The sequence below is a fragment of the Devosia sp. Micro-HW1 genome (assembly GCF_056341075.1).
Genome location: NZ_CP094375.1, coordinates 1,110,939 through 1,134,295, shown reverse-complemented (window position 1 = coordinate 1,134,295; position 23,357 = coordinate 1,110,939). Strand labels below are relative to the sequence as shown.

25 protein-coding genes are annotated in these 23,357 nt (G+C 63.3%); 13 read left to right on the top strand and 12 right to left on the bottom strand.

What is annotated here, in order from left to right; translation table 11 throughout:
* Nucleotides 1-17: 17 nt before the first annotated feature.
* From MQW79_RS05255 to flgF, 6 genes are all read right to left on the bottom strand, one after another.
* Entirely contained in the window at nucleotides 18-1,517 is a 1,500-nt protein-coding gene (locus tag MQW79_RS05255) for a carboxypeptidase M32 (protein WP_476587246.1), read from the bottom strand.
* Nucleotides 1,518-1,568: 51 nt separating this feature from the next.
* Entirely contained in the window at nucleotides 1,569-1,739 is a 171-nt protein-coding gene (locus MQW79_RS05250) for a glycine zipper domain-containing protein (protein ID WP_476587243.1), read from the bottom strand.
* Between the two features lie 231 nt (nucleotides 1,740-1,970).
* Nucleotides 1,971-2,708 (bottom strand): flagellar basal body L-ring protein FlgH, encoded by a 738-nt coding sequence (gene flgH / locus MQW79_RS05245; protein ID WP_476587242.1) that lies wholly within the window; start codon nucleotides 2,706-2,708, stop codon nucleotides 1,971-1,973.
* 18 nt (nucleotides 2,709-2,726) lie between these two features.
* Nucleotides 2,727-3,674 (bottom strand): flagellar basal body P-ring formation chaperone FlgA, encoded by a 948-nt coding sequence (gene flgA, locus MQW79_RS05240; RefSeq protein WP_476587241.1) that lies wholly within the window; start codon nucleotides 3,672-3,674, stop codon nucleotides 2,727-2,729.
* Between the two features lie 11 nt (nucleotides 3,675-3,685).
* Nucleotides 3,686-4,471 (bottom strand): flagellar basal-body rod protein FlgG, encoded by a 786-nt coding sequence (flgG, locus tag MQW79_RS05235; RefSeq protein WP_476587240.1) that lies wholly within the window; start codon nucleotides 4,469-4,471, stop codon nucleotides 3,686-3,688.
* A gap of 18 nt (nucleotides 4,472-4,489) precedes the next feature.
* A complete protein-coding gene (gene flgF, locus MQW79_RS05230) occupies nucleotides 4,490-5,227 on the bottom strand; it encodes a flagellar basal-body rod protein FlgF (protein WP_476588188.1) in 738 nt (245 codons plus the stop codon).
* A gap of 286 nt (nucleotides 5,228-5,513) precedes the next feature.
* Here flgF and MQW79_RS05225 point away from each other — a divergent pair, with 286 nt between their 5' ends.
* From MQW79_RS05225 to MQW79_RS05205, 5 genes are all read left to right on the top strand, one after another.
* Nucleotides 5,514-6,014: a flagellar basal body-associated FliL family protein gene (locus tag MQW79_RS05225; RefSeq protein WP_476587238.1), complete on the top strand. Its 501-nt coding sequence runs from the start codon at nucleotides 5,514-5,516 to the stop codon at nucleotides 6,012-6,014.
* Nucleotides 6,014-7,201 (top strand): flagellar motor switch protein FliM, encoded by a 1,188-nt coding sequence (gene fliM, locus MQW79_RS05220; protein ID WP_476587237.1) that lies wholly within the window; start codon nucleotides 6,014-6,016, stop codon nucleotides 7,199-7,201. Before MQW79_RS05225 ends, fliM begins: the two co-directional genes overlap by 1 nt.
* A gap of 38 nt (nucleotides 7,202-7,239) precedes the next feature.
* The gene (locus MQW79_RS05215) at nucleotides 7,240-7,629 is read left to right on the top strand and encodes a DUF6468 domain-containing protein (protein ID WP_476587235.1); all 390 of its coding nucleotides are present in this window, start codon (nucleotides 7,240-7,242) and stop codon (nucleotides 7,627-7,629) included.
* Nucleotides 7,626-8,648, top strand: a complete 1,023-nt coding sequence (locus tag MQW79_RS05210) for a MotE family protein (RefSeq protein ID WP_476587234.1) — start codon at nucleotides 7,626-7,628, stop codon at nucleotides 8,646-8,648. Before MQW79_RS05215 ends, MQW79_RS05210 begins: the two co-directional genes overlap by 4 nt.
* Nucleotides 8,649-8,829: 181 nt before the next feature.
* Nucleotides 8,830-12,174, top strand: coding sequence for a hypothetical protein (locus MQW79_RS05205; RefSeq protein WP_476587232.1), 3,345 nt, complete (start codon nucleotides 8,830-8,832; stop codon nucleotides 12,172-12,174).
* On the opposite strand, the gene MQW79_RS05200 is transcribed toward MQW79_RS05205, so the two are convergent.
* The 3 genes from MQW79_RS05200 to MQW79_RS05190 are packed head-to-tail and all read right to left on the bottom strand — an operon-like array spanning nucleotide 12,171 to nucleotide 14,049.
* Entirely contained in the window at nucleotides 12,171-12,623 is a 453-nt protein-coding gene (locus tag MQW79_RS05200) for a hypothetical protein (protein ID WP_476587230.1), read from the bottom strand. The two genes, MQW79_RS05205 and MQW79_RS05200, sit on opposite strands and share 4 nt — an antisense overlap.
* Nucleotides 12,624-12,632: 9 nt before the next feature.
* Nucleotides 12,633-13,364: a flagellar type III secretion system pore protein FliP gene (fliP, locus tag MQW79_RS05195; protein WP_476588187.1), complete on the bottom strand. Its 732-nt coding sequence runs from the start codon at nucleotides 13,362-13,364 to the stop codon at nucleotides 12,633-12,635.
* A gap of 25 nt (nucleotides 13,365-13,389) precedes the next feature.
* Complete coding sequence (locus MQW79_RS05190; protein ID WP_476587229.1) at nucleotides 13,390-14,049, bottom strand: FliO/MopB family protein; 660 nt, start codon at nucleotides 14,047-14,049, stop codon at nucleotides 13,390-13,392.
* 221 nt (nucleotides 14,050-14,270) lie between these two features.
* Here MQW79_RS05190 and flgB point away from each other — a divergent pair, with 221 nt between their 5' ends.
* From flgB to MQW79_RS05150, 8 genes are all read left to right on the top strand, one after another.
* Entirely contained in the window at nucleotides 14,271-14,678 is a 408-nt protein-coding gene (gene flgB, locus MQW79_RS05185) for a flagellar basal body rod protein FlgB (protein ID WP_476587228.1), read from the top strand.
* 10 nt (nucleotides 14,679-14,688) lie between these two features.
* On the top strand, nucleotides 14,689-15,099 hold the full coding sequence (flgC, locus tag MQW79_RS05180; RefSeq protein ID WP_476587226.1) for a flagellar basal body rod protein FlgC: 411 nt from the start codon (nucleotides 14,689-14,691) through the stop codon (nucleotides 15,097-15,099).
* Between the two features lie 22 nt (nucleotides 15,100-15,121).
* Nucleotides 15,122-15,454 carry a flagellar hook-basal body complex protein FliE gene (gene fliE / locus MQW79_RS05175; protein WP_476587225.1) on the top strand — a complete coding sequence of 111 codons (333 nt, stop codon included), beginning with the start codon at nucleotides 15,122-15,124 and terminating at the stop codon, nucleotides 15,452-15,454.
* Between the two features lie 162 nt (nucleotides 15,455-15,616).
* Nucleotides 15,617-15,883: a flagellar biosynthesis protein FliQ gene (gene fliQ / locus MQW79_RS05170; protein WP_476587224.1), complete on the top strand. Its 267-nt coding sequence runs from the start codon at nucleotides 15,617-15,619 to the stop codon at nucleotides 15,881-15,883.
* Nucleotides 15,884-15,885: 2 nt separating this feature from the next.
* The gene (fliR, locus tag MQW79_RS05165; RefSeq protein ID WP_476587223.1) at nucleotides 15,886-16,653 is read left to right on the top strand and encodes a flagellar biosynthetic protein FliR; all 768 of its coding nucleotides are present in this window, start codon (nucleotides 15,886-15,888) and stop codon (nucleotides 16,651-16,653) included.
* Between the two features lie 3 nt (nucleotides 16,654-16,656).
* Nucleotides 16,657-17,745 (top strand): flagellar biosynthesis protein FlhB, encoded by a 1,089-nt coding sequence (gene flhB / locus MQW79_RS05160; RefSeq protein WP_476587222.1) that lies wholly within the window; start codon nucleotides 16,657-16,659, stop codon nucleotides 17,743-17,745.
* 271 nt (nucleotides 17,746-18,016) lie between these two features.
* A complete protein-coding gene (cckA, locus tag MQW79_RS05155) occupies nucleotides 18,017-20,584 on the top strand; it encodes a cell cycle histidine kinase CckA (RefSeq protein WP_476587221.1) in 2,568 nt (855 codons plus the stop codon).
* A 169-nt stretch (nucleotides 20,585-20,753) separates the two neighbouring features.
* Nucleotides 20,754-21,149, top strand: coding sequence for a DUF2237 family protein (locus MQW79_RS05150; protein ID WP_476587220.1), 396 nt, complete (start codon nucleotides 20,754-20,756; stop codon nucleotides 21,147-21,149).
* A 178-nt stretch (nucleotides 21,150-21,327) separates the two neighbouring features.
* Here MQW79_RS05150 and MQW79_RS05145 read toward each other — a convergent pair whose 3' ends face one another.
* From MQW79_RS05145 to MQW79_RS05135, 3 genes are read right to left on the bottom strand one after another with little or no spacing between them, the layout of a single operon-like run.
* The gene (locus MQW79_RS05145) at nucleotides 21,328-21,816 is read right to left on the bottom strand and encodes an SRPBCC domain-containing protein (protein WP_476587219.1); all 489 of its coding nucleotides are present in this window, start codon (nucleotides 21,814-21,816) and stop codon (nucleotides 21,328-21,330) included.
* 9 nt (nucleotides 21,817-21,825) lie between these two features.
* Nucleotides 21,826-22,179 carry an ArsR/SmtB family transcription factor gene (locus MQW79_RS05140; RefSeq protein ID WP_476587218.1) on the bottom strand — a complete coding sequence of 118 codons (354 nt, stop codon included), beginning with the start codon at nucleotides 22,177-22,179 and terminating at the stop codon, nucleotides 21,826-21,828.
* Between the two features lie 58 nt (nucleotides 22,180-22,237).
* Entirely contained in the window at nucleotides 22,238-23,260 is a 1,023-nt protein-coding gene (locus MQW79_RS05135) for an aldo/keto reductase (protein WP_476587217.1), read from the bottom strand.
* Nucleotides 23,261-23,357 lie beyond the last annotated feature (97 nt).

Sequence of the window (23,357 nt, the reverse complement as noted above, 5' to 3'; positions counted from 1 at the left end):
CCTTGGTCAGGGACAGGTCAGTTGCCGCCGTAGCGCCGCCTCAGATGCGCCTTGAAGTGCTCGGCATTGAGCGGTTCACCGGTGGCCCGGGTAACAAGATCCGGCGTCGAGTAACGAGATGCCGGGGTCCAGACTTTGTCGGCGCGCCACTGGTTGATCGCGCCGAATTCGCCCTGGCGCATCTGGTCGCGCATGTCCGGAATGTCCTTCGTCATAGCTGCACCGAGCTGGGCCGCGATCATCGCACCCAACGTATAGCTGGGGAAATAGCCGAAGGCGCCGCCAGGCCAATGCACATCCTGCATCGGTCCGTCCTTGGGATTGTTGATCGTGGAAATGCCGAGATACTCGGTCATCTTCGCATCCCAGGCCTCTGGAATCTGGCTGGCCTCAAGCGTTCCGGAGACCAGCGCCTGCTCCAGCTCGTAGCGCAGGATAACATGGAGCGGGTAGGTGACTTCATCGGCATCGACGCGAATATAGCCGCGTTCGACATGGTTCACTTCGTTCAGCACGTCGGCAATGTCCCAGCCAGCGATGGCCTCCTCGCCCAGGTGCTGGTGCACCAGCGGCAGCAGGAATTCCCAGAATTCGGGGCTGCGGGCGAGTTGCATCTCCACGAACAGGCTCTGGCTTTCATGCATGCCCATGCCGCGCGCCTTGCCCAGCGGCCAATGCGACCAGTCCTTGGGCAGGCCCTGCTCATAAAGCGCGTGGCCGGTTTCATGCAGCACCCCCATCAGCGAAGACAGGAATTCGTCGGTGCGGTAGCGCGTGGTCATGCGTACATCTGATGGCACGCCGCCGCAGAAGGGGTGATGCGAGACAGCCAGCGAGCCATGGGTAAAGTCGAAGCCGACGGCGCGCATGGCAGCCAGGCCCAGTTCGCGCTGCTTTTCGATGGGGAAGGGGGCATTGAGAGACTTGCGTGGACGAGCGGCAAGGCGTCGCTCCTGCATGTCCAGTGCAGTGGGTACAAAATCCCGCAGGAAGCTCTTCAAATCGGCAAACACGGCGTCGATGTCGGCGGTGCGGTTGCCTGGATCATATTGATCCATCAGCGCGTCATAGGGCGCCAGTCCCGTTGCCGCAGAGCGCAGGGCTGCCTCCTCGCGCACCAGCGACACCACACCTTCGAGGGCGGGAAGAAAACTGTCCCAATCGCCCTTGCCGCGCAGGTCGCGCCAGAGCTGTTCGGAGCGCATCGTCGCCGCCGTCCGGCGCTCGACGAATTCAGTCGGGAGGCAGGTCGCGTTGATATAGGAGCGTTCGAACTCATTGAGGGCGAGTTTCTGGTCTTCGTTCAGGTCTTCGTCGCGCGCGGCATCGATCCAGTCAGCGATATCGGGCGCGCTGACCTGTGCGTGATACATGCCAGCCAGGTTGGCCATCGCCTCGGCCCGCTTCTCGCCGCCGCCGACGGCCATATGGGTCGCCTCGTCGGCCCCGAGAATAGATAGCGCGTGTTCGAGCGCCTCCAGCTTGCGGCCGAGATCATCGAGTTTTTGGAAGGACATGGCAGGCTCCAGATAGCGGTGTCCGATCTCTTCCATAGCCAGCCGAGGGGATCAAGACTTGTCAGCCGGTGGGCTCTTGGCGCCGCCGCGGGCCTGAAAGGCCAGGCTGATGGCGATGCCGAGAGCAAGGCCGATGCCGATCCCCATGGCCAGGTTGTCCAGCGCGATGCCGCCCCCTGCGCCAATGGCGATGCCGATGGCTATTCCGGCTGCGAGGGTCATGGTCTCCTCCTCTCCGATGAGCCAACACATCCGGCACGGGTCGGTTGCACCAGAAAAGGGAGAGGCGCAGCCGGGGAAGCTGCGCCTCGTGGGGAAAGGGCTCCGCGCCTGGGGAAGCTGGAGCCACAGAGAAGGCCCGGCGCTTTCTGCGCTTGGGGCCGTGCCGTTCCATTCTGGTCCGGCCGGGAAGCGGCGGCGCGATGGGGGATGCGCCGCCGGATGGGGTGATTTCTAGAAGGGCAGGATCGCGTCGAGGGCCTGCTGGCCGTAGCGAGGTTGCTGCACGTCGGTGATCTGGCCACGGCCACCGTAGGAGATACGGGCTTCGGCGATCTTGGTGGAGGGAATGGTGTTGTTCGCCTGGATATCGGAGGGGCGGACGATGCCTGCCACGATCAGGTCGCGAACCTCGAAATTCACGCGCACTTCCTGGCGGCCCTCGATGACCAGGTTGCCGTTGGGCAGGACCTGCGTGACGACCGCGGCAACCGAGGTCTCCAGCGCTTCGCTGCGGTTGACCGAACCATTGCCGGCGTCTCGCATCCCGGAGGTGAGGTCGACTGCCGATGTCGGGTCGATCTGGCCCTGGGAGATATTGTCGACCACGGCGCCGAAAATGCCGCCCATGCCAGCCGAGTTGGACGAGGTCCGGTTGCGGCTGGTGGTGTTGCTGATCTGGGCGCTGTCGTCGATGGTCACCATGACAGTGAGGATGTCGCCGACGCGGTGGGCGCGCTCGTCCTTGAAGAAGCCCTTGGCCGAGGTGCGGTAGAGCGAATTGGCCTGGTAGGTATCGGCGATGGGTTCCGGCATGGGCATGCGCACCGGCTGGTAGCCTGCCGTGGTGGTCGGATCGGCAATGGCGGTCAGGGCCGGAGCCTGGCCGACACTGGCGAGGCGATCCATGGTGTTGCAGCCGGCGAGGGCGGCGGTGAGGGTCAGGATGGTGGCGATCTTTGCGATGTTCATTTTCATCTGTCCCTTGAACTAGAGGCCGGCGAGAGTGACGGGGGCGGTGGAAACTTCCACGGCGCCGGGGGAGACGACGGTGGCACTGATGACGCGCCGGGAGACGAGGTTGAGGATTTGCACCGGGGCGCCGGCAGCGGCGCTGGTGACGGCCTGACCCTTGACGGTCAGGGTCATGGGGCCCTGGCGGTAGAAAATGGTCACAAGGTCATTCTTGGCGATAGCGAGCGGAGTGGAAACGTCGCTGGCGCGGAGCAGCATGCCATCCCGGCTCTGGCGGTTGAGCGCCATGCCCACCAATTGATCGAGCGAGGCGACGCCCTGGGCATCGGCCTGCTGGATCGGCAGGGCGCGCATGACGATATGCTCGGGGCGCAGGATCGTGCCCGCAGCAAGGCCCTGGGCGAGGTGCGGTGCTTCAATGCTGAGTTCCACTTTGCCGGTCAGGTCGAGCGGCTGATCGATGCCCGACAGCAGGAAGCGGGCGGAGAACGTCCCGTTGCCGGGCAGGTAGCGCAGGCTTTCCAGCCTGGCCGGGGCGTCGGTCGTGGCCACATTGATGGTGCCCACAGGATCGGTGAACAAAAGCGCGGCGCTCATGCCATTGCCCAGAATGCCGCGGTTGCGAAGGTCGTCGGTGATCAGGCCCGCCAGCAGGTCATGATCGACGGCTGCGGCAGAGCGGGACACGCGAACCTGCGACAGGCCATTGGCTTCGAACCGGGTGAGACCGATGCGGGTGGTGGCCGACCGAATGGCGGCAAGGTCGACATTGCCGGTTGTTCCGGGCAGGGGGGCGCGGAACAGCGGCTGTTCTGCCAGCAGACCCGCATCGTTGAACATGTCGCCGACGGTGACGACCGGACCTGTAATCACGATATCGGCCTTGAGCACGGGCGCTGCGCCGGCGATGCCGGTCGAGAGGACCAGGCCCAGGGCGATGGCAAGTGTGCGGATGGTGTTCATCGTCCCTCTCCTTAGCTCAGCTGGCTCGTGGCCTGCATCATCTGGTCGGCGCCGGAGATGACACGGGCGTTCATCTCGTAGGCGCGCTGGGCAGCGATGAGGTCGGCGATCTCGGTAACCGAATTGACGTTGGCCATTTCGAGATAGCCCTGCAGCAGGTTGCCCGTGCCATCGATATTGGGCACGCTCACCTGAGCCGGGCCGCTGGCGGCGGTTTCGAGGAACAGGTTGTCGCCCATCGATTCAAGGCCGGACTTGTTGACGAAGCGGGCGAGCTGCAGCTGGCCGATCTGGGTCGGCAGGGTGTCGGTGCCGACATAGGCTTCGACGGTGCCGTCGGGTGAAATCGACACGCCGCGCGCATCGCCGGGAATGGAGATGCCCGGGTCGAGCGTATAGCCGCTGGAATTGACGAGTGTGCCTTCAGCGTCGCGCAGGAAAGAGCCGTCGCGGGTATAGGCCGTGCGGCCATCGGGCAACTGCACCATGAAGAAGCCTTCGCCGCGGATCGCAACGTCGAGTTCGCCCTCGGTCATGTTGACTGAGCCCTGGCTCATCACGCGGGGCGTGGCCACGGTGCGCACGCCCGAACCGATCTCGAGGCCGGCTGGCACCATTGTGCCCTCGGCCGAGGTCTGTGATCCGGCGCGGGTGATCTGCTGGTAGAGCAGGTCCTGAAACTCCGCACGCTGGCGCTTGTAGCCAGTGGTGCGCATGTTCGCGATGTTGTTGGAGATGACTTCGACATTGCGTTCCTGAGCGCCCATGCCGGTCGATGCGATGTAGAGAGCTTTCATCGGTCTTGGTCCTCAGGTTCAGGCGTTGGCGTCGCCGAGACGCTGGATGGCGCTGCGGCGCATTTCATCCTGCTTCTGGGCCATGGAGGCAGCAGACTCGTAAGCGCGCTGCACGCGGATCATTTCGGCCATTTCCGACACGCCGGAGACGTTGGAACGCTCGACATGACCCTGCATGGCGCGGGTGTCGACGGCGGCCCGCGGCTCGCCGCCGGAGAAAAGGTTCGAGCCTTCGCGCTTCAGCTCCTGGGCATTGGCGAATTCGACGATGCGCAGTTGGCCCTTGGCGCCAGCGCTCGAAGCGATTGAGCCATCGGCGGCGATGGTGATGCCTGTCTCTTCCGGACCGAAGGTGATCGGGCCGCCGGTGCCGAGCACCGGATTGCCGGAAAGATCGACCAGATTGCCCTGATTGTTGATCTGGAAAGAGCCGGCGCGGGTCCAGCGTTCGCCGGCGGCAGTCTGGACTGCGAAGAAGCCCTCGCCGTTGAGTGCGACGTCCAGCTCGTTTCCGGTCTGAGTCACGGCGCCGCCGCTGAGGTCATGCACGGTGGCCCAGTCCTGCACGTAGGACAGGGGCTGGTCGAGTGTGGGGAAATTCTGATCGCGGGCGACCGGCATCACATATTCTTCGAACAGGATCTGCTCGGCCTTGAAGCCCGATGTGTTGAGGTTGGCGATATTGTTCGCCACCACATCCATCTGGCGCTGCAAGGCGATCTGCCTGGAAAGGCCGATGAGTTGCGCGTTCTCGATCATGTTAATCCCCGGTTGGTCCCCGAGACAGCCCACTTCCCCAAGCTGGCTGCCTCACCCGTTTACTTTGCAGAAACCATGCCAGGTCGGTAACATATTCAAAATCAATGGTTTAGAAATTTACCTCGTTTCACCAGCGGCAGGCATTGCCGTGCTGACCGGCAAATCTTGCTCGGCAAAATCTGCCGGTCAGGGGTAGTTTGTAACCTTTCGTTAACCAAGTGGGCCTTAGCTGGGCAGTGAGCCGGAATCGTCCGGAATTGCGCGCGTTTACAGGGCCTAGCACATGGCTGCGGAAGCAGAAGTCGGATCAGAAGCGCCAGCCAAGAAGGGCATTCCGAAGCTCTTCATCATTATTGGCGCGGCCGTCGTGGTTCTGCTGCTCGCCGGTGGCGGGTTGTTCTTCTTCCTCTCGTCCTCGGGTGGGGGAGAGGCGGCGGAGGGGCATGGGGAGGCTCCTGCAGCGGCGGAAGTGCATGACACCTTCATCTTCAACCTTCCGCCAATGATGGTGAATTTGAACACGCCGGCAGGCGAGGCAGCTTCGTTCATGAAACTGACCATAGCCCTGGAGGTCGCGGATGAACACATGATGACCGAGATCCAGCCGCGCCTGGCCAAGGTCACCGACGCGTTCCAGGTCTACCTGCGCGAGCTGCGCAAGAGCGATCTCGAAGGGTCAGCCGGCATCTATCGGCTCAAGGAAGAACTGTTGCGCCGCGTGAACCTGGCCATCTATCCGGCTCACGTCGAAAGCGTGCTGTTCAAGGAAATCCTGGTGCAGTAATGGCCGGACCGAGCGATCAGGACAAATTGAGCGAAGACTGGGGGCTGGACGATATCGGGTCAGCCGCCGGCAACGCCGCGCCCGATGAAAGCGAGATGACCGACGAGGAGCGCGCTGCTGCGGCTGCTGCCGAATGGGCCGCCATGCTCGAAGGCGGCGACGGCGACGGTGAAGGCGGGGCCGACCGCGTCCTCAATCAGGACGAGATCGACAGCCTTCTCGGCTTCGACGCCAGCGCCGGCAGCAATGTCGAGCTGACCGGCGTTCAGGCGCTGATCAATTCGGCGCTGGTGAGCTACGAGCGTCTGCCGATGCTCGAAATCGTCTTCGACCGCCTCGTGCGCCTGTCGACGACCTCACTGCGCAATTTCACGTCCGACAATGTCGAAGTCACCATGGATTCCATTTCCTCGGTGCGCTTCGGGGACTATCTCAATTCCATCCCGCTGCCGGCCATTCTCTCGGTCATCAAGGCCGAGGAATGGGAGAATTACGGCCTGCTGACGGTCGATTCCAACCTCATCTACTCGATGATCGACGTACTGCTCGGCGGCCGCCGGATCGGCGGCAATATCCGCGTCGAGGGCCGGCCCTACACGACCATCGAGATGGCACTGGCGCGCAAGATGATCGAGATCATTCTCGAGGACACGCACCGCGCCTTCGAGCCGGTGACGCAGATCAATTTCAAGCTTGAGCGCATGGAGACCAATCCGCGCTTCGCCGCTATTTCGCGGCCGGGCAATGCCGCAATCCTGATCGAGTTGCGCATCGAAATGGACGATCGCGGCGGCAAGATCGAAATTCTGCTGCCCTATGCCACCATCGAGCCGATCCGCGAACAGCTCCTGCAGATGTTCATGGGTGAAAAGTTCGGCCGCGACCCGATCTGGGAAGGGCATCTGGCCACCGAGATTTTCCAGGCCGATGTCGAGATCGAGGCCGTGCTGCACGAGCAGGAGCTGCCGCTCGCGAAGCTCCTCGACTTGAAGCCGGGCCAGACGCTGATGTTCGAGCGCAGCCCGTCCGATCCGGTGCGTCTGCGCTGCGGCGATGTCGAACTGACCGAGGCCATTATGGGCCATATCGGCAACCACGTATCCGTGCGGGTCACACAACCGCTCAACCCGCCCAAGGTCACCATGGCGGCCTTTGAGGCAATCGACGAGACTATGGAAGGACGATGATGTTCGGGCTGCCTCTTGGACTATTTGTGGAAGGCGCTGTGGCAATCCTGCTGGCCTTGACCATCGGTTATTGCGTCCTGCTCAACCGCAGCCTCAAGCGGCTGCATCAGGACAAGGATGCGATGCGCCAGATGGTGGCCGATCTGGTCAGCGCCACCAATCTCGCCAATCAGGCGATCAAGGAACTCAAGTCCACCGCAGTGGAGGCCGATCTCGCCCTGACGTCGCGCCTTGAGGAGGCAGAGCGTTTTGGCGTCGAGCTGGCCAACCATGTCACGGCGGGTTCGGTGCTGATGGAGCGTATCGCGAAGATCACCAGCGTGGCGCGCCATAGCCAGGCCATCGAGCCGGTGGAGCCGCCGAACAAGGTGCAGAACGCGCTGGCCCAGCTCTCCGAGCGCGTGCGTAGCCGCGGAGCCGCTGCGTGACCAATATTCGTCTGCTCCCGGTCGTCATCATGGCCGTTGCCGCCCTCCTGGTCCTCAAGACCATCGGGCTGGTGACCGAAGGCGGCTATGTGCTGACCGGGGTCAGCGTTGCGCAGGCCGCCGGTGGGGGCGGAGGCGGGAGCCATGGCGCGAGTGCCGCGCCGGGTGAAACCGTCACCCTGCCCAGCGAGCCGACGATCGAAGACAATAGCCCGACACTGGCCGACGGCACGCCCACTCTGGGCGAGGCAGCGGCAAGCGGTGGCCATGGGGCGCCAGCTGCTGCCGGTCATGGCGCGCCAGCGGCCGGGCATGGGGATGCCGCAGCAGGCGAGGCGGAAGCCGGCCACGCCGAGGCGCCTGCCGATGGCCATGGCGAGCCACCGGCCAATCAGGTCGCCAATGACAATGCCTGTGCGCCGCGTTCCGTGGCCAAGGAAGGCGAGGAAGATACGTCGGAAGGCCAGCTCCTGGTCATCCCGGGGGACTGCCCGCCCCTGACCGACGCACTGCCGCAGATCGTGACGCCCGATGGCACCCAGGAACTCGCCGCCGGGGAGTCCTCCCTGACCGAGCAGGTTCTCCTGGAGCGTCTCTCGACCCGCCGGACCGAGCTCGACTCCTATGAGCAGGAACTGGCCATGCGCGCCTCGCTGGTTGAAGCCGCGGAAAAGCGCATCGAGGAACGCCAGGCGACCCTGGAGGCCATCGAAGGTCAGATTGCCTCCCTCGTCGAGCAGCGCAAGGAAATGGAAGAGGGACAGTTCGCGGGCATCGTGGCGATGTATGAAACCATGAAGCCCAAGGATGCGGCCAATATCTTCAATGCGCTCGACATCGAAGTGCTGTTGCGGGTCGCCAAGATGATGAGCCCGCGCAAGATGGCGCCGATCCTGGCGGAAATGGACACGATGCGGGCGCAGGAACTCACCGTGCGCATGGCCTCGGCCACCACCGATCCGCTCGACCAGATGGCGCCGGAAGATCTCGCCTCGCTGCCGCAAATCGTGGGCCAGTAGCAATTGCGGTCATCCCCTTAGGGGGGTGTTAAGCAGCCATGGCTAGGGTGCAAACTCAGGCGCCCCACCCGTCAAGAACGACGGCAGGCGACTGAATGTTGTAACCCTCGCGTTTTTGAGGACTTCGGGAGCTTTCCCGTGTTCAATTTGCGCGACATGTGCGTCGGGCGGGCAGAAGGCCGTGAAGACTGCAATCATGTCAGGCTGGCGGCGGACACTTGGTGTCCTGGTCGCCTCGGCGCTGGTCAGCATGCTGGCCATGGCGACCTCGGCTTTCGCCCAGAATCAGGGTCAGCTCTATGCCACAGAGGAAGACGGCTATGCCCGTCTGATCCTCAGCTTTCCTTCGCTTGATGAATTGCCTCCCTACGAATTCCGCGTCGACAATGGCGTGCTCTCCGTGGAATTCGAGAGCCCGGTAGACATTCTTCTGCCCGATGTCGCCGTGACCATGCCCAATTACCTGTCGATGGCCCGCATCGATCCTGACAAGCGCGGCCTGAGACTGGCGCTCAAGAGCGGGTTCAACTTCAACCGTATCGAAGCGGGCGAAAAGCTCTTCGTTGATCTCATGCCGACGTCCTGGCAGGGCATGCCCCCGGCGCTGCCGCAGGAAATCATCGAGGAACTGGCCGAACGGGCGCGTCTGGCGGCCATTAAGGCCGAGCGCGACCGCAAGGCGCGCATGGCGGCCGAACTCGACCCGAAGGTCAATGTCCGCATCGGGCGCAATGCAACATTCCTGCGCCTGCAGTTCGACTGGACCGTCCCCACGGAGGGCGCGTTCAACCAGAAGGGCGAGATTGGCGCCGCGACGTTTGAGTGGCCGGTCAGCATGGACCTGGGCAATCTGATGACCAATATGCCTCCCGAGATCGTCTCGGCGCAGGCAGGGTCCTCGGCTGATGGCGCAGCGGCCACGTTTATTTTCGCAGAGGGGGTAGAGCCGCGCTTCTATGCGATTTCGCCCTCGCAATACGTCCTCGACATCGACATTGCCGGATATGCGCTGCCAGCGCTTTCGGCGGCCGACATTTCGGCCGAGGCGGAGCATCTCGCGGCCGAGCAGCATGCCGCGGCGGAGGCCGAAGCGCCGCAGATTGCTGCATTGCAGCAGGCTGCCTCGGAGACCGTTACCCCCTTCGTCAATGTGCTGGGCAATACGGTTCGCCTGGTGTTCCCCTTTGAGCAGGACACACCGGCCGCCGTTTTCCGGCGTGGCGATACGGTCTGGATGATCTTCGATACGGTCAGCGGGATTGACGCGCCGTCCGACACGAGCCAGCTGGAAACCATCGCGCACGATTTCACCGTCATCTCTGCCAGCGACACGCAGGTGGTGCGGCTGGACCTGTCGCAGGACCGTCTGGCGACCCTTGGCTCCGAGGGCATGGCCTGGGTCCTGTCGCTGGGCGACATGATGCTGAGCCCCACAGAGCCAATGACGCTGTCGCGCCGTCGCGATATCGAAGGGGCCTTCGAAATGGTGGCTGATGTCGCCCGGCCCGGTCGCGTGCATGAATTCCGCGATCCGCTGGTGGGCGACGTCCTGCAGGTGGTCACCGCCTTCCCGCCGGCCCGCGGTTTGACCCGTACTCTCGATTATGTGGATTTCGCCGCGCTGCGCAGCGTGCATGGACTGGTTGTGCAGCCCAAGTCACCCAATGTTGCGGTCAAGGTCGAGAGCCCGGAGGCCGTCATTTCGACAACCGGCGGCCTGACGGTTTCGGCGATCGATTCCCCGCGGCAGGTGGGGGCCGAGGCACAGGAGGCCGCCCGCGCCGGTTTCATCGATCTCGGCGCGCTCGAACAACGCGACCCCAAAGCCTTTGTGGCAGAGCGTGACCGGCTGGAGCAGGTTGCTGCGGCCAGTGAAGGGCGCGAGCGGGATATTGCTCGCCTGCGTCTGGCTCAGTACCTGATTGCCAACCGGTTTGGCATGGAAGCGCTTGGGGTGCTGCGAGTGCTCGAGAGCGAGCTCAAGGCAACCGACCTCACCCGCGAAGTCCGCAACACGACCGCAATTGCCAATGTTCTGGCTGGCCGGCCCCGGGATGCGCTGCAATTGCTGACGGCCGCCTCGCTGGAGCAGGAGCAGGATGCCTTGTTCTGGCGCACGATTGCGCGGGCGGACACCCAGGACTATGCGGGCGCTCGCTATGATGCCGTCGAGGCGCGCACCATTGTCGACAGCTATCCCGAATGGCTGCGCAACCGCTTCCGGCTGTCCGCCGCCCGTGCAGCCGTTGAGGCCGGTGATCCGGGCCAGGCCCAGCGCATGCTTGATGCCGTGGATTTTGCCAGCATGAGCGCCGAAGACAGTTCGCTCCATCACCTGCTGGCCGGGCGCGTCGACGAGGCCGAAGGCCGCTACCAGGAAGCTCTGGATACCTACGGTCAGGTCATTGCCTCGGAAGTCCGTCCGACGCGGGCCGAGGCCGTCTTCAGGACGCTGCGTCTTCTGGACAATGACGGTCGGCTCGACCTGGCAAAGGGCACGCAGACGCTGGCTGCGGAGGCGCTGTTGTGGCGCGGTGACGCGCTGGAAGCAGAAATGCAGACACTCCTGGCGCAGCTTTATTTCCGCAATGGCGATTACCGGATGGGATTCGAGACAGTGAAGGCGGCCGTCGCCAACTATCCCGAAAGCCCCTCGGTCAATGGCCTGCGCGACCAGGCCCAGTCGATGTTCTCCGATCTGTTCCTCAACGGCGTCGCCGACTCGATCGGGGCCGTGGAGGCCATGGCGATCTTCTATGATTTCCAGCACCTGACCCCACCGGGCGCCCGCGGTGACGAGATGATCCGCAACCTGGCGCGCAGGCTTGTGCGTGTCGACTTGCTGCCTCAGGCCGCAGACCTGCTGCAGTACCAGCTCGACAATCGTCTGCGCGGCGTGGCCCGTACCCAGATCGCCTCCGACCTTGCCGTCATCTATCTGGCTGACCGCAAGCCGCAGGATGCCATTCGGGTGCTCAACGATACCCAACTGCCCGGCCTGCCGGAGACGCTGCAGCGCCAGCGACGCATACTCGAGGCGCGCGCCATGATCGATGGCGGCCGTGACCAGCTGGCGCTCGACCTGATCAGCAATATGGACGGCAAGGACGTCGAATTGCTGCGCATCGACGCGCATTGGAAGGCCCGTCGCTACAGCCAGGCCGGCGAAATGATCGAAGCGATCTATGGTCGCGAGACCGATGGCAAGCCACTGAACCTGGCCGGTCGCATGAGCCTGATCAAGGCCGCAGTTGGCTATGTGCTGGCTGGAGATGAGTTCGGGCTGTCGCGCCTGCGCGCCAAATTCGGGGAGCAGATGGTTGCCTCGCCCGAATGGCCGATGTTCGACTATGTCACCGGGCCAATTCAGACCACGAGCCTGGAATTCAAGCGCGTCGCGGCGGAAGTAGCTGCCGTGGACAGCCTCACGGCATTTCTCTCGTCCTATCGGGAAACCTATGCCGGGGAAGGGGCCCTGACCCCCGTCAACGCCGCCAAGCCCAGCAGCGGCCTGGCCTCACTCTAGCCCCTGGCGCGCGCCGCAGCGCGCTGATGGTCGAAGCGCGCGATGAAGGCGCGGGCGCGGGGTATCGGGTTTTCCAGATATTGCCCCGGGCCCAGCATCTTGCGGGAATTGAGCGCGTGGGCGCCCAGAATGGGGAAGTCGACGCGTTCGATGTCGTAGTCCCAGCCGGGATGGTCGGTCTGCCACGATCGCCGGTGGTGGTCGAGGAGGCGTTGGCGCAGGCTGTAGCCGTGATAGTCGAAGGCGACCGTGCCGTCGGTCACATACATATGGCCGCCGGGCACTTCGCCATGCGGCATGATCCGCTCCGCATGAAAGCCGGGCAGCGGCGCTTCACCCAGATAGACGCCAGCCAGGATATGGCAGGCGCCGTGTCCGAAGAAAATGCGGTCGGGCAGGGCCCAGCGCCGTACATGGTCTTTCTTGATGCCCGGCTTGGCGCGGTACATGGGCGTTCGCTAGCCGCTGGTGAAACTGCGCACCAGCGATCCGGCCACCAGATACCAGCCATCGACCAGCACGAAGAAGACGAGCTTGAAAGGCAGGGAGATAACAACAGGCGGCAGCATCATCATACCCATGCTCATCAGCACCGAGGCCACGACCATGTCGATGACCACGAAGGGCAGGAACAGCAGGAAGCCGATTTCAAAGGCGCGGCGCAGCTCGGAGATGATGAAGGCCGGGATCAGCAGTTGCAGCGGCACGGCAGAGGGGTCGGCCGGGACTTCCGCATCGGTGAGGTCGTAGAAGAGGGCCAGGTCCTGCTCGCGCACATTGGCCATCATGAATTCCTGCAGGGGCGCGGCCGAGAGCTCGAACGCCTCGGCGAATTCTATGTCGCCGGCCATGAGCGGGGCGATGCCCTGCTCGTAGCTCTGCTGCAGGGTCGGCTGCATGATGAAGAGCGTCAGGAACAGGGCCAGCGACACCATCACCGAATTGGGCGGTGCGGTCTGCAGGCCGATGGCGGTGCGCAGCAGGGAAAGGACCACCACGATGCGGGTGAAGCTGGTCACCATCACGAGGATGGAGGGAGCCAGCGACAGCAGCGTGATCAGGCCGATGAGCTGGATGGCCCGCTCGGTCAGCGTCGTATCGTCGCCGAAATCGATGGAAACGTCCTGCGCGAAGGCGCCGCTGGTCCAAAGGATCAGCAGGCCGATCGCGGTAACTGCGGGCAGGACAATCCGCCAGCGCGGGATGCGCGCCGGTTCAGTGCCGGTTGGCCTGGTCGCCGTTCTGGTGCTCAAGCCCTTTGCCTTCGCTCGCGGTGTCGTTCCCGTTCTCTTTAGCTGAGTCGGCAGAACGACCGCCCGGCGCGTCCGGGTTTTGCACGGATAGTGTCGGGTCCTGCTCGGTCACCGGGCGCAGCAGGCCGGTCTGGCGCAGCGATACCCGCGCCTTGCGATTGCCGGGGTGGCCGGACTGCTGCAACTGCTCGAGCAGCGTGCCCGGTGCGCCCTCGGGCGCCTTGGCGGTGGTGGGCTGAACAGCAACGGCCGGCTGCGGCACGGAGGCCTTGACGTCGACGGGCTTGGGCGCCGCTACGGCCGGAACAGGTCGGCGGGCAGGGGGCTGCGGTGCCTCGGGCGCGGCGAAGCCGGTTTCCACGACCACATCCTGCGGTCCGCCAACCAGCACCAGGTGTTCCACATCGTCCCGGCGGACGATGATCAGCTGCCGCTTCTGGTCGATGGCCAGCGTGTCGACGATGGAAAGGCGCCGGTTGCGGCCGCGCGTGGCATTGCCGGACAGGTTGGAGATAAACTTGAGCAGCCAGACGGCCAGCACTATGAGGACGAGGACAATGCCCAGCGCAAAGAGCATGTTCAAAATGCTGCCGTCGCCGAACAGGCCGGAGATGAATTGCACGGACAGGGCCTCCAAATGTATTCCGCCACGGCACGCACATAGCGCGATTCCGACGGGGGCAATAGCCGCCGACCCGGACGGATCGGCACTTCCTGCCTAGTGATTTGGTCACTTTCGCATTTTGCATGGCCATTTGATGGCCTAGCGTGGGGTGGTTAACGCTTGATTAACCATTCACCCGGCAAGAATTGCCCAATAGAGACGTTTCCGGAGATCGGCCCATGGGCCTTATGGATATGCCCGTCTTCTCGGCATTGACCGACAAGATGCGATGGCACCAGACCCGCCAGGGCCTGCTGGCTGAAAACGTCGCCAATGCCGAGACGCCCGGCTATCGTGGCCGCGATCTCAAGCAATACGACTTCAACGACCGCATGGGGATGATGGCATCGTCCTCGGCCGTCGTCACCACCGTTACCCAGCCCATGCATTTCTCCGCCTCATCGGGCGAGGGGGCATTCAGTGCCCAGCGCATGGCCAATTTCGAGATTACGCCCGAGGGCAACGGCATCACGCTCGAAGACGAGATGATGAAGGTCACGACCAACATGATGGACTACCAGGCCGCGACCTCCCTCTACCAGAAATCCATCCGCATCCTGCGCGTGGCGATGGGCAAGAACGCCTAAGGAGTAAATCATGGACTTCAATTCCTCGCTCCGCATCGCTGCCACGGGCCTGCATGCCCAGACCGCACGCATGCGGGTCATTGCGGAAAACATCGCAAATGCCGACTCTGCCGGCAACGCGCCGGGCGACGAGCCCTATCGCCGCCGCATCCCCACCTTCCAGACCACCTTCGATGCCGCAGTGGGCGGGCGGGTGGTCGAGGTGGGGCGGCTTGCCTACGACCAGAGCCCGTTCACCTCGCGCTTCGAGCCCGGCCATCCGGCCGCCGACGAGAGCGGCTATGTGCAATATCCCAACGTCAACACGCTGATTGAAACCGTGGACATGCGCGAGGCCCAGCGCAGCTACGAAGCCAATCTCAACGTGGTCACCGTGACCCGCCAGATGCTCGGGCGTACGCTCGACATCCTGCGCGGCTGATTGTTCCTGAAAGGTCGCCGCCATGGCCATCAATACGCCATTCAACGCCGCTGCCACTGCCTACGGTAATGCCAGCCGCCTCATCAATCAGGCGGCCAAGCCGCAGGCCGACCTCACCGCGAGCGCGCCGTCCGCCGGCGGCAGCTTCGCCGACATCCTGGCGCAGAATGTCCAGGGCGTCGTGGACCAGGGTAATGCGGCAAACCAGATGGCCATGGATATGGTCAGCGGCAAGGCCAATGTCGTCGACATGGTCACGGCGCTGTCCGAAACCGAAATGGCCATCGAAAGCATGGTGACCATCCGCGACCGCGTGATCTCCGCCTACGAGGAAATCATGCGGATGCCGATCTGATAGATGCTCGGCACTGCGCGGTGCCGCCCTCGGGCCTGACATGAGGGCCACGCGCGATGCGATGTGTGTTGATAATGGCCCTCGGGTCGAGCCGGAGGACGGCCCGGAGGTGATGGTGGGCAACGCGGTCTGATAGACTGGCACCGAATCGAAGGGCGACCCATGACCGGCGCAGAAGTGCTCGACATCGCTACCCAGGGCATCTGGACCCTTATCATCGTCTCCATGCCGATGATGCTGGTCGGGCTGCTGGTTGGCGTCGTCATCGCACTTTTCCAGGCCCTGACGCAGATTCAGGAAATGACCCTGGTCTTCGTGCCCAAGATCATTGCCATCTTCGTCACTATGATCCTCACCCTTCCGTTTCTGGGCGCCACGATGGCGGGCTATATGGACCGCGTCATCGACATGATCATCGTGGGAGGCTGACGGTGACGCTCAGCCTCGACTGGCTGCCCGCCGTTGCCTTCACCTATCTCATCCTATTCATGCGCATCGGCGCCATGCTGATGTTGATGCCGGCCTTGGGCGAGCAGACCATCCCCGTGCGCATGCGCCTTGGCTTTGCGCTGGCCTTTACGATGGTTGTCTATCCACTGCTGAGCGAGATCATGCCGGCCATGCCGTCCGACCTCGCCGGCATGGTCGGGCTGATCTTCCATGAACTGGCCGTCGGGCTCATTATCGGAGCCATCATCCGCATCACCGTGATGGCTACGTCGGTTGCAGGAACCATCATCGCCTTTCAGGTCGGTCTGTCCGGCGCGCTTGCCGCCGATCCGACCCAGGCGGGCGTACAAGGCGTCGTGTTTTCCAGCTTTCTCTCATTCCTCGGAATCACGCTGATCTTTGCCACCAACCTGCACCATGTGGCGCTGGCAGCGATCTATGACAGCTACATGGTTTTCTCGCCGACCGATCCGTTGATGTTCGAGGATGCGATGCAACTGGCAGTGCGGGCAGTGGCGGGCGCCTTTTCCGTGGGGGTGCAGATGTCGGCGCCTTTCATCGTCTTTGGGCTGGTGTTCAATCTCGGGGCAGGCATCCTGGCGCGCCTGATGCCGCAATTGCAGGTCTATTTCGTGCTCATGCCGGCCAATATCATCGTGGGCCTGCTGCTGTTTGCGATCCTGCTCACCATGATGATGGGCTGGTATCTGACCGCGTTCGAAAGCCATCTGGCGATGTGGCGAGGCTAGCCCATGTCTGATGAAGCACCGGAACAAGACTCCAAAACAGAAGATCCTTCCCAAAAGAAGCTCGATGACGCCCACAAGAAAGGCGACGTCGCCAAAAGCCAGGAAGTGACCACCTGGTTCATGCTGCTGGGGTCGGCCATCGTCTTTGCCATGCTCTCGCCCTGGGCGAGCGTGGAAATGAGCCGGTCCCTGACGCTCATCTTTGCCAATGCGGACCAGTACGACATCGAAGGTTCGGGCTTTTCCGTTTTCTTCAACGGACTGGCCTTCTCGCTGATCGGGGTCGCGACGATCCCGCTGCTGGTGCTGATGGTCTGCGGCGTGCTGGCGAACCTGATCCAGCATAAGCCTGTCTGGTCGGTCGAGCCGATTACGCCGAAGTTTTCCAAAGTGTCGCCCATCGGCGGGTTCAAGCGTCTGTTCTCGTCGGATGCCCTGGTCAATTTCGGCAAGGGTCTGATCAAGATTATGGTCGTGGGTGCGGTCGTGGTGGCGGTGAGCTGGCCCGAGCGTGACCGGCTCGACACGATGATGACCGCCGATCCGATCATGATCCTCCTGGATTTCCAGGAGATCGGCATCAAGATCTTCATCGCCGTGCTGGCCGTGGTCACAGCCATCGCTGCCGCCGACTTCTTCTATATGCGCCAGAAATGGTGGAAACGGCAGATGATGACTGTCCAGGAGACGCGCGAAGAATACAAGCAGATGGAAGGTGACCCGCATGTGAAGGGGCGCCTGCGGCAGTTGCGTCAGGAGCGGTCGCGCAAGCGCATGATGGCGGCGGTGCCCGATGCGACAGTCGTCATCACCAACCCGACCCACTTCGCCGTGGCGCTCAAATACGACAAGTCCATGGCTGCGCCCAAATGCGTGGCCAAGGGCGCGGACGCGGTGGCCTTCCGCATCCGCGAGCTGGCCAAGGACAATGACGTGCCGATCGTTGAAAATCCGCCCTTGGCGCGCGCCCTCTTCGCCGCAGTGGACATAGACGAGACCATTCCGGGCGAACATTTCAAGGCGGTGGCCGAGGTCATCGGCTTCGTCATGGGCCTCAAGCGGCCGGGCGGTGGCTGGAGGCCGAGTGCCTAGGGATAGGCACTGAACAATAAACACCACTGTTCCGCCCTCGGGCTTGACCCGAGGGCCACTCGCGACGCAACTGGTACGGTGACCGTTCCATCGCCATCGCCGGTTTCAGTTGGCCCTCGGGTCAAGCCCGAGGGCGGTGCGGCGTTATTGGCAAGAACGCCTCATCCACGGCAAAAAGCCGCTTCGGTCTCCCATGGAACCGGTCCATTTGCTAGACCATTCCTGATGTCCCGATTCGGGACGGCCTTGTTTGGCGCTGGAGCAGAACACCATGGCATCGACGCCGCTCGGCGAGGACAACTATCCCGATCCGGTTCTGGATTCGGGTCGCGGCGGCGCCGGGCTGTGGCGCGTGCTTGTCCTTGGCATCATCCTGGTCGCCGTTGCCGTGGTGTTTTCGCTGTTCGGGGACCGGATTCCGCCTGAACTGGTGATGACCTTTGTCGGCGTTCTGGCCGTGGCCGGCGTGTTTTTCCTGTTTGGCCTGGCGGCCGGGCTCTTCCGTTTCGCCACCAGCGAGGATCGGCGTACGCTCAGCCATGCTGTGGTCGACAGCCTGCCTTTTGGCGCCGTCGTCGCGGACCGCGAAGGCAAGATCACCTATGTGAACGGCCATTACGGGACTTTCCCTGGTGCTTTGACCAATGGCGTGCCCGTGGGCGTCCCCCGCCTGTTCTCGGGCTATGCCGATGCCGGCGAAGCGATTTACCGCCTGTCGCGCGCAGCCCGCGATGGGCGCAGTGCCATCGAGGATATTCGCGTGCCGGGCGGCCTGGGTGGGTCGCAGTCCGAAGCGAGCCGCGTTTTCTGGTATCGCGTTTCGGTGCGGCCGCTGCCGCAGACCGAAGATGCGCGCAAGCCGCTGGTTGCCTGGTCGGTCGAGGACATTACCCGCGACCGCGAAAACAACGAGACCGCCTTCCGCGACCTGCAGCGCGCCATCGACTATCTCGACCATTCGCCCTCAGGCTTCTTCTCGGCCGATGCGCAGGGCCGCATCCAGTATCTCAACTCCACCCTGGCCGATTGGCTCGGCTATGACCTGGCCGAGTTCAATGCCGGGCAGCTCGCCCTGTCGGACATTGTGCGCGGCGATGGCGCCTCGCTGTTGATGCGGGGCAGGGGTGATGGCGAAATCCGCACGGAGATCATCGATATTGATCTCGTGCGCCGCAACGGCACCGCCCTGCCGGTGCGACTGCTGCATCGCGCGGCGCGCCTGGCCGATGGCGAACTGGGCGAGACGCGAACGCTGGTGCTCGACATGTCGAGCGCTCCGGATACCGAGGAGGAGCTGCGCGCTGCCGAAGTGCGCTTCTCGCGCTTCTTCAACGACACGCCCTTTGCCATTGCCACGCTCGATGGCGAAGGCCGGATCGTGCGCACCAATGCCCCGTTCGGCCGCATCTTCCACTGGTCCGGCGAGGACAAGAGCCTCGAATTGCAGCCGCTGCGCGATCTCGTGGGCGAAGCGAGCCGCGAAAAGCTGGCGCGGGCGCTCAGCGATGCCACCGCCCAGCGGACGGAAGTCGAGCCGGTCGACGCGCTGCTCAGCGTCGAGGGCGATCATGCCGTGCGCCTTTATATCTCTGCTTCCGAGGTCAGCGCGGGCTCGCCCGAGCAGGTGAATGTCTACGCTCTCGACATGACCGACCAGCGCAAGCTCGAGGCGCAATTTGCCCAGAGCCAGAAGATGCAGGCCGTCGGCCAGCTGGCAGGCGGCGTGGCGCATGATTTCAACAATCTGCTCACCGCCATCATCGGTTTCTCCGATCTCCTGCTGCTCAAGCACAAGCCGGGCGACCCGAGCTTCAACGAGTTGATGCAGATCAAGCAGAACGCCAATCGCGCGGCAGGCCTCACCCGCCAGCTCCTGGCCTTCTCGCGCCGTCAGACCCTGCGCCCGCAGGTGCTGGAACTGCCGCTGATCGTCGACGACCTCACCGTGCTTTTGAAGCGCATGATCGGCGACAAGAACCATCTCTCGGTCGAGCATGGCCGCAATATCTGGCCGGTTCGCGCCGACGTGGTCCAGCTCGAACAGGTCATCATCAATCTCGTCGTCAATGCGCGCGACGCCATGCCCAATGGCGGCTCGATTGCCATTCGCACGTCGAACGTCACCGAGGCCGAAGTGGCGGCCCTCAGATTTGAAGGCATGCTGCCGGCCGACTATGTGCTCATCGATGTGGAGGACACCGGAACGGGCATGAGCCCGGAAGTCCTTTCGAAGATTTTCGAGCCCTTCTTCACCACCAAGGAACTGGGCAAGGGCACGGGTCTCGGGCTTTCGACGGTCTATGGCATCGTCAAGCAGACCGAGGGCTTCATCTATCCGGTCTCGACCGTGGGCGTCGGAACGACGTTCAAGATCTTCCTGCCGCGCTACGTTCCCACCGCCGAGGAAGCGGCTGCCAAGGCCGCGGTCGCGGCGGCACCGGCCAAGGACCTGACCGGTCATGAACGCATCCTCCTCGTGGAGGATGAGGAAAGTGTCCGCGCCTTCTCTGCCCGCGCCCTCAAGGCGACCGGCTATGAAGTGTTCGAGGCCGATGGCGGCGAGGAAGCGCTCGAAGTGCTGGAGGATCTCGACTACGAGGTCGATCTCATCATCTCGGACGTGGTCATGCCGGAAATGGACGGCCCGACCATGCTCAAGGTCATCCGCGACAAGATGCCGAATCTCAAGATCATCTTCGTCTCCGGCTATGCCGAGGAAAGCGTGCGCCGCGACATCGAGGACGACCAGAGCGTCGACTTCCTGCCCAAGCCCTATTCGCTCGACCAGATCAATTCCAAGGTCAAGGAAGTGCTGCGCCGAATGGACAAGACGGAGTAGGGCTTTACTCTTTCCCGAGGGATAGGGGGCGTCGTCACCCCACCCTCGGTCCCTCCCCATCAAGGGGAGGGAGGCGCAGGGCCGAGGTCCCTGTGTTCATCGTCTCCCTCCCCTTGGTGGGGAGGGATCAAGGGTGGGGGTGTCTTCATCCCATCAGTTGAGAGTAGCCATGACCGCCGTCCCCCGCATCGAAGGCCCGAACGAGCTCAATGTCCTGGGCGAGCCGCTGCTATCCTGTTCCGATGATCCGCTGACCGGCTATTTCCGCTCCGGCTACTGTGCGGCGGGGCCTGAAGGCGCGGCGGTGCATCTGGTCTGCATCGAGGTCAGCGACGACTTCCTCGCCTACTCGGTTAGCGTCGGCAATGACCTGTCTACGCCCATGCCGCAATACAACTTTCCGGGCCTCGTGGCCGGCAACCGCTGGTGTCTCGTCGCCGCGCGCTGGGCCCAGGCCCACAATGCCGGCAAGGCGCCGCGGGTCTATCTGCGCTCGACGAACCAGCGCGTGCTCGACCTGGTTCCGCTTGAATTTCTAAAGGCTTATGCGCTGGACTTGAATTGATGAGTGCGGGCGGCGGTCTCCCACAACCGGGGTGACATCGGCGAGGTGGACCTTCGTCGCTGATAGCCAGCCTCCATCGTCATTGCCGGGCTTGTCCCGGCAATCCATCTGTTTGCGAAATCGCGAGGACCAACGGGACAAGCCCGGTGGTGACGTACTGCGCGGCAGTGTGCAGGGTCTACCCCTGTTCCGCCGCCAACAACTGATCCAGGCTCGAAAAGCTCATCTCCATGCCATCGGCCATGCCGGTCGCGGCGACCATGTCGCGATGGGCGAGGGAGGTGTAGGTCAGCGTGTTGACCAGCTTGGTGCCGCGACCTTCCAGCTCGAACAGCAGTTCCGAGCGATAGGCCGGTCCCATGACATTGTCGTCGAACAATTCGGAGCTGTCGATGTAGCGGATGGCATCGATCTGGGTGATGTCGCCCGACAGGGCCAGAGATTGTTCGCCACCCGGACCCTGCCATTCGAATCGGTAGGCGCCGCCCGCGCGTGCATCATAGGTGCAGACCGGCATGGTCCAGCCATCGGGCCCTGTCAGCCAGCGACGGATCAGGCTGGGCTGGGTATAGCAGGCATAGACCAGGTGCGGCGGGGCGATAAAACCCCTTGTTATGACGATCTGGGTTTCTGATGGTGTTGAAACCGAAAGCGGATCACCCAGCATGGTCGTCTCCTAGTTTTTTCCCGCCATCGCCTCGAGCGCCTGCAGTTCGTCCAGCAGGCCATCGAGCCGGCCGAACTGCGCCGACCAGTATTTTCTATATTCAATCAGCCAGCCGGTCGCCTCGGCCAGTGGTGCCGCTTCCAGATGCACGGGCCGCTTCTGTGCGTCGCGGCCGCGCGACACCAGCCCGGCTTTCTCGAGCACCTTCAAATGCTTGGAAATGGCCGGCTGGCTCATGGCGAAGGGCTCGGCCAGGTCCATGACCGTCACGTCGCCCTCCCGTGCCAGCCGCGCGAGAATGGCGCGCCGCGTAGGGTCTGACAGGGCCTGAAACGTCGCGTCGAGCCGCGCGCTGTCTTCCATGAAAACGATCCAGTTACAAAACCATATAGTTATTTATATAGCTGGATCGTCGGTGGGGTCAAGCGGTTCCGCCGGGGATCGGCGTGCCGGGCGCGAGCAGGCCTTCATCGGCCAGGGTGGTCCACAGCGCGTCGGGGATCTTCGTGTCCCACCACTCGAGTATGCCGTCGAGTTCCTCAGGCGAGCGGGGGCCTGCCGTGACGTTGCAGATGGCTGCATGGGTCAGCGGGAATTGCAGGGCGGCCGCGGGCAGGGGGACGTTGAACGACTTGCAAACGGCCTCGATGGCGCGCACGCGGGTCACAATCGCCTCGGGCGCCTTCTTGTAGTCGAAGGTTTCACCGCCAGCGAGAATGCCGGAATTGAAGGGGCCCGCCGCCACCACAGAGGCGCCGCGCTCGATACAGGTGGACAGGAACGGGGTCAGCGAAGTCTGCTCGAGCAGGGTATAGCGGCCGGCCAGCATGAAGACGTCCCAGTCGCCAATAGCGAAGGCGTCCATCAGCACCTGCCATTCATTGACACCGAGCCCGATGGCCTGGACCGCGCCGCCCTCGCGCAATTCGCGCAGCGCCCTGTAGCCGCCGCCCTTGGTGAACTGCTCCCAATAGGGCTTGTTGCCCTCAACGCCATGCGTGCCGGCGCCGATGTCATGGACATAGAGGATGTCGATCCGATTGAGGCCCAGCCGTTGCAGGCTGTCCTCGTAGGATCGCATGAAGCCGTCATAGGAATAGTCGTAGATCCGCTCGAAGGGGAAGGGCTCTACGAATTCTGTGCCATGCGCATAGGGGCCGCGCACCGCCTTCATCAGCCGCCCTACCTTGGTAGACAGCACCGCCTTGCCGGGACGCTCGCGCAGGGCGTCGCCCACGAAATGCTCGGAGCGGCCAAAGCCATAATGGGGCGCAGTGTCGACATAGGTGATGCCGTTGTCGATGGCATGGAGCACTGTTGCGCGCGCCTGCTCGGGCGGAACCGGCCGCCAGCTCCCTGCGAGCGTCGCGCCGCCAAGGCCGAGCGTTGTGACCTCAAGACTGGTCTGCCCAACCCGCCGCTTCTCGAACGTACGCGCCGCCATGCCATCCTCCCAAATCGCTGGCGGATAACTGACATGTTAGTTGCGGAGAGTAAAGGCCGGTCGCTCCAGCTCACACCGTGCCGCCCTCGGACTTGAT

Excerpts from the sequence above, each read along its gene's own strand:
- MQW79_RS05255 (WP_476587246.1), bottom strand. The coding sequence starts at position 1,517 with ATGTCCTTCCAAAAACTCGATGATCTCGGCCGCAAGCTGGAGGCGCTC.
- MQW79_RS05250 (WP_476587243.1), bottom strand. The coding sequence starts at position 1,739 with ATGACCCTCGCAGCCGGAATAGCCATCGGCATCGCCATTGGCGCAGGG.
- flgH (WP_476587242.1), bottom strand. The coding sequence starts at position 2,708 with ATGAACATCGCAAAGATCGCCACCATCCTGACCCTCACCGCCGCCCTC.
- flgA (WP_476587241.1), bottom strand. The coding sequence starts at position 3,674 with ATGAACACCATCCGCACACTTGCCATCGCCCTGGGCCTGGTCCTCTCG.
- flgG (WP_476587240.1), bottom strand. The coding sequence starts at position 4,471 with ATGAAAGCTCTCTACATCGCATCGACCGGCATGGGCGCTCAGGAACGC.
- MQW79_RS05225 (WP_476587238.1), top strand. The coding sequence starts at position 5,514 with ATGGCTGCGGAAGCAGAAGTCGGATCAGAAGCGCCAGCCAAGAAGGGC.
- fliM (WP_476587237.1), top strand. The coding sequence starts at position 6,014 with ATGGCCGGACCGAGCGATCAGGACAAATTGAGCGAAGACTGGGGGCTG.
- MQW79_RS05200 (WP_476587230.1), bottom strand. The coding sequence starts at position 12,623 with ATGTACCGCGCCAAGCCGGGCATCAAGAAAGACCATGTACGGCGCTGG.
- flgB (WP_476587228.1), top strand. The coding sequence starts at position 14,271 with ATGGGCCTTATGGATATGCCCGTCTTCTCGGCATTGACCGACAAGATG.
- flgC (WP_476587226.1), top strand. The coding sequence starts at position 14,689 with ATGGACTTCAATTCCTCGCTCCGCATCGCTGCCACGGGCCTGCATGCC.
- fliE (WP_476587225.1), top strand. The coding sequence starts at position 15,122 with ATGGCCATCAATACGCCATTCAACGCCGCTGCCACTGCCTACGGTAAT.
- fliQ (WP_476587224.1), top strand. The coding sequence starts at position 15,617 with ATGACCGGCGCAGAAGTGCTCGACATCGCTACCCAGGGCATCTGGACC.
- flhB (WP_476587222.1), top strand. The coding sequence starts at position 16,657 with ATGTCTGATGAAGCACCGGAACAAGACTCCAAAACAGAAGATCCTTCC.
- cckA (WP_476587221.1), top strand. The coding sequence starts at position 18,017 with ATGGCATCGACGCCGCTCGGCGAGGACAACTATCCCGATCCGGTTCTG.
- MQW79_RS05150 (WP_476587220.1), top strand. The coding sequence starts at position 20,754 with ATGACCGCCGTCCCCCGCATCGAAGGCCCGAACGAGCTCAATGTCCTG.
- MQW79_RS05145 (WP_476587219.1), bottom strand. The coding sequence starts at position 21,816 with ATGCTGGGTGATCCGCTTTCGGTTTCAACACCATCAGAAACCCAGATC.
- MQW79_RS05140 (WP_476587218.1), bottom strand. The coding sequence starts at position 22,179 with ATGGAAGACAGCGCGCGGCTCGACGCGACGTTTCAGGCCCTGTCAGAC.
- MQW79_RS05135 (WP_476587217.1), bottom strand. The coding sequence starts at position 23,260 with ATGGCGGCGCGTACGTTCGAGAAGCGGCGGGTTGGGCAGACCAGTCTT.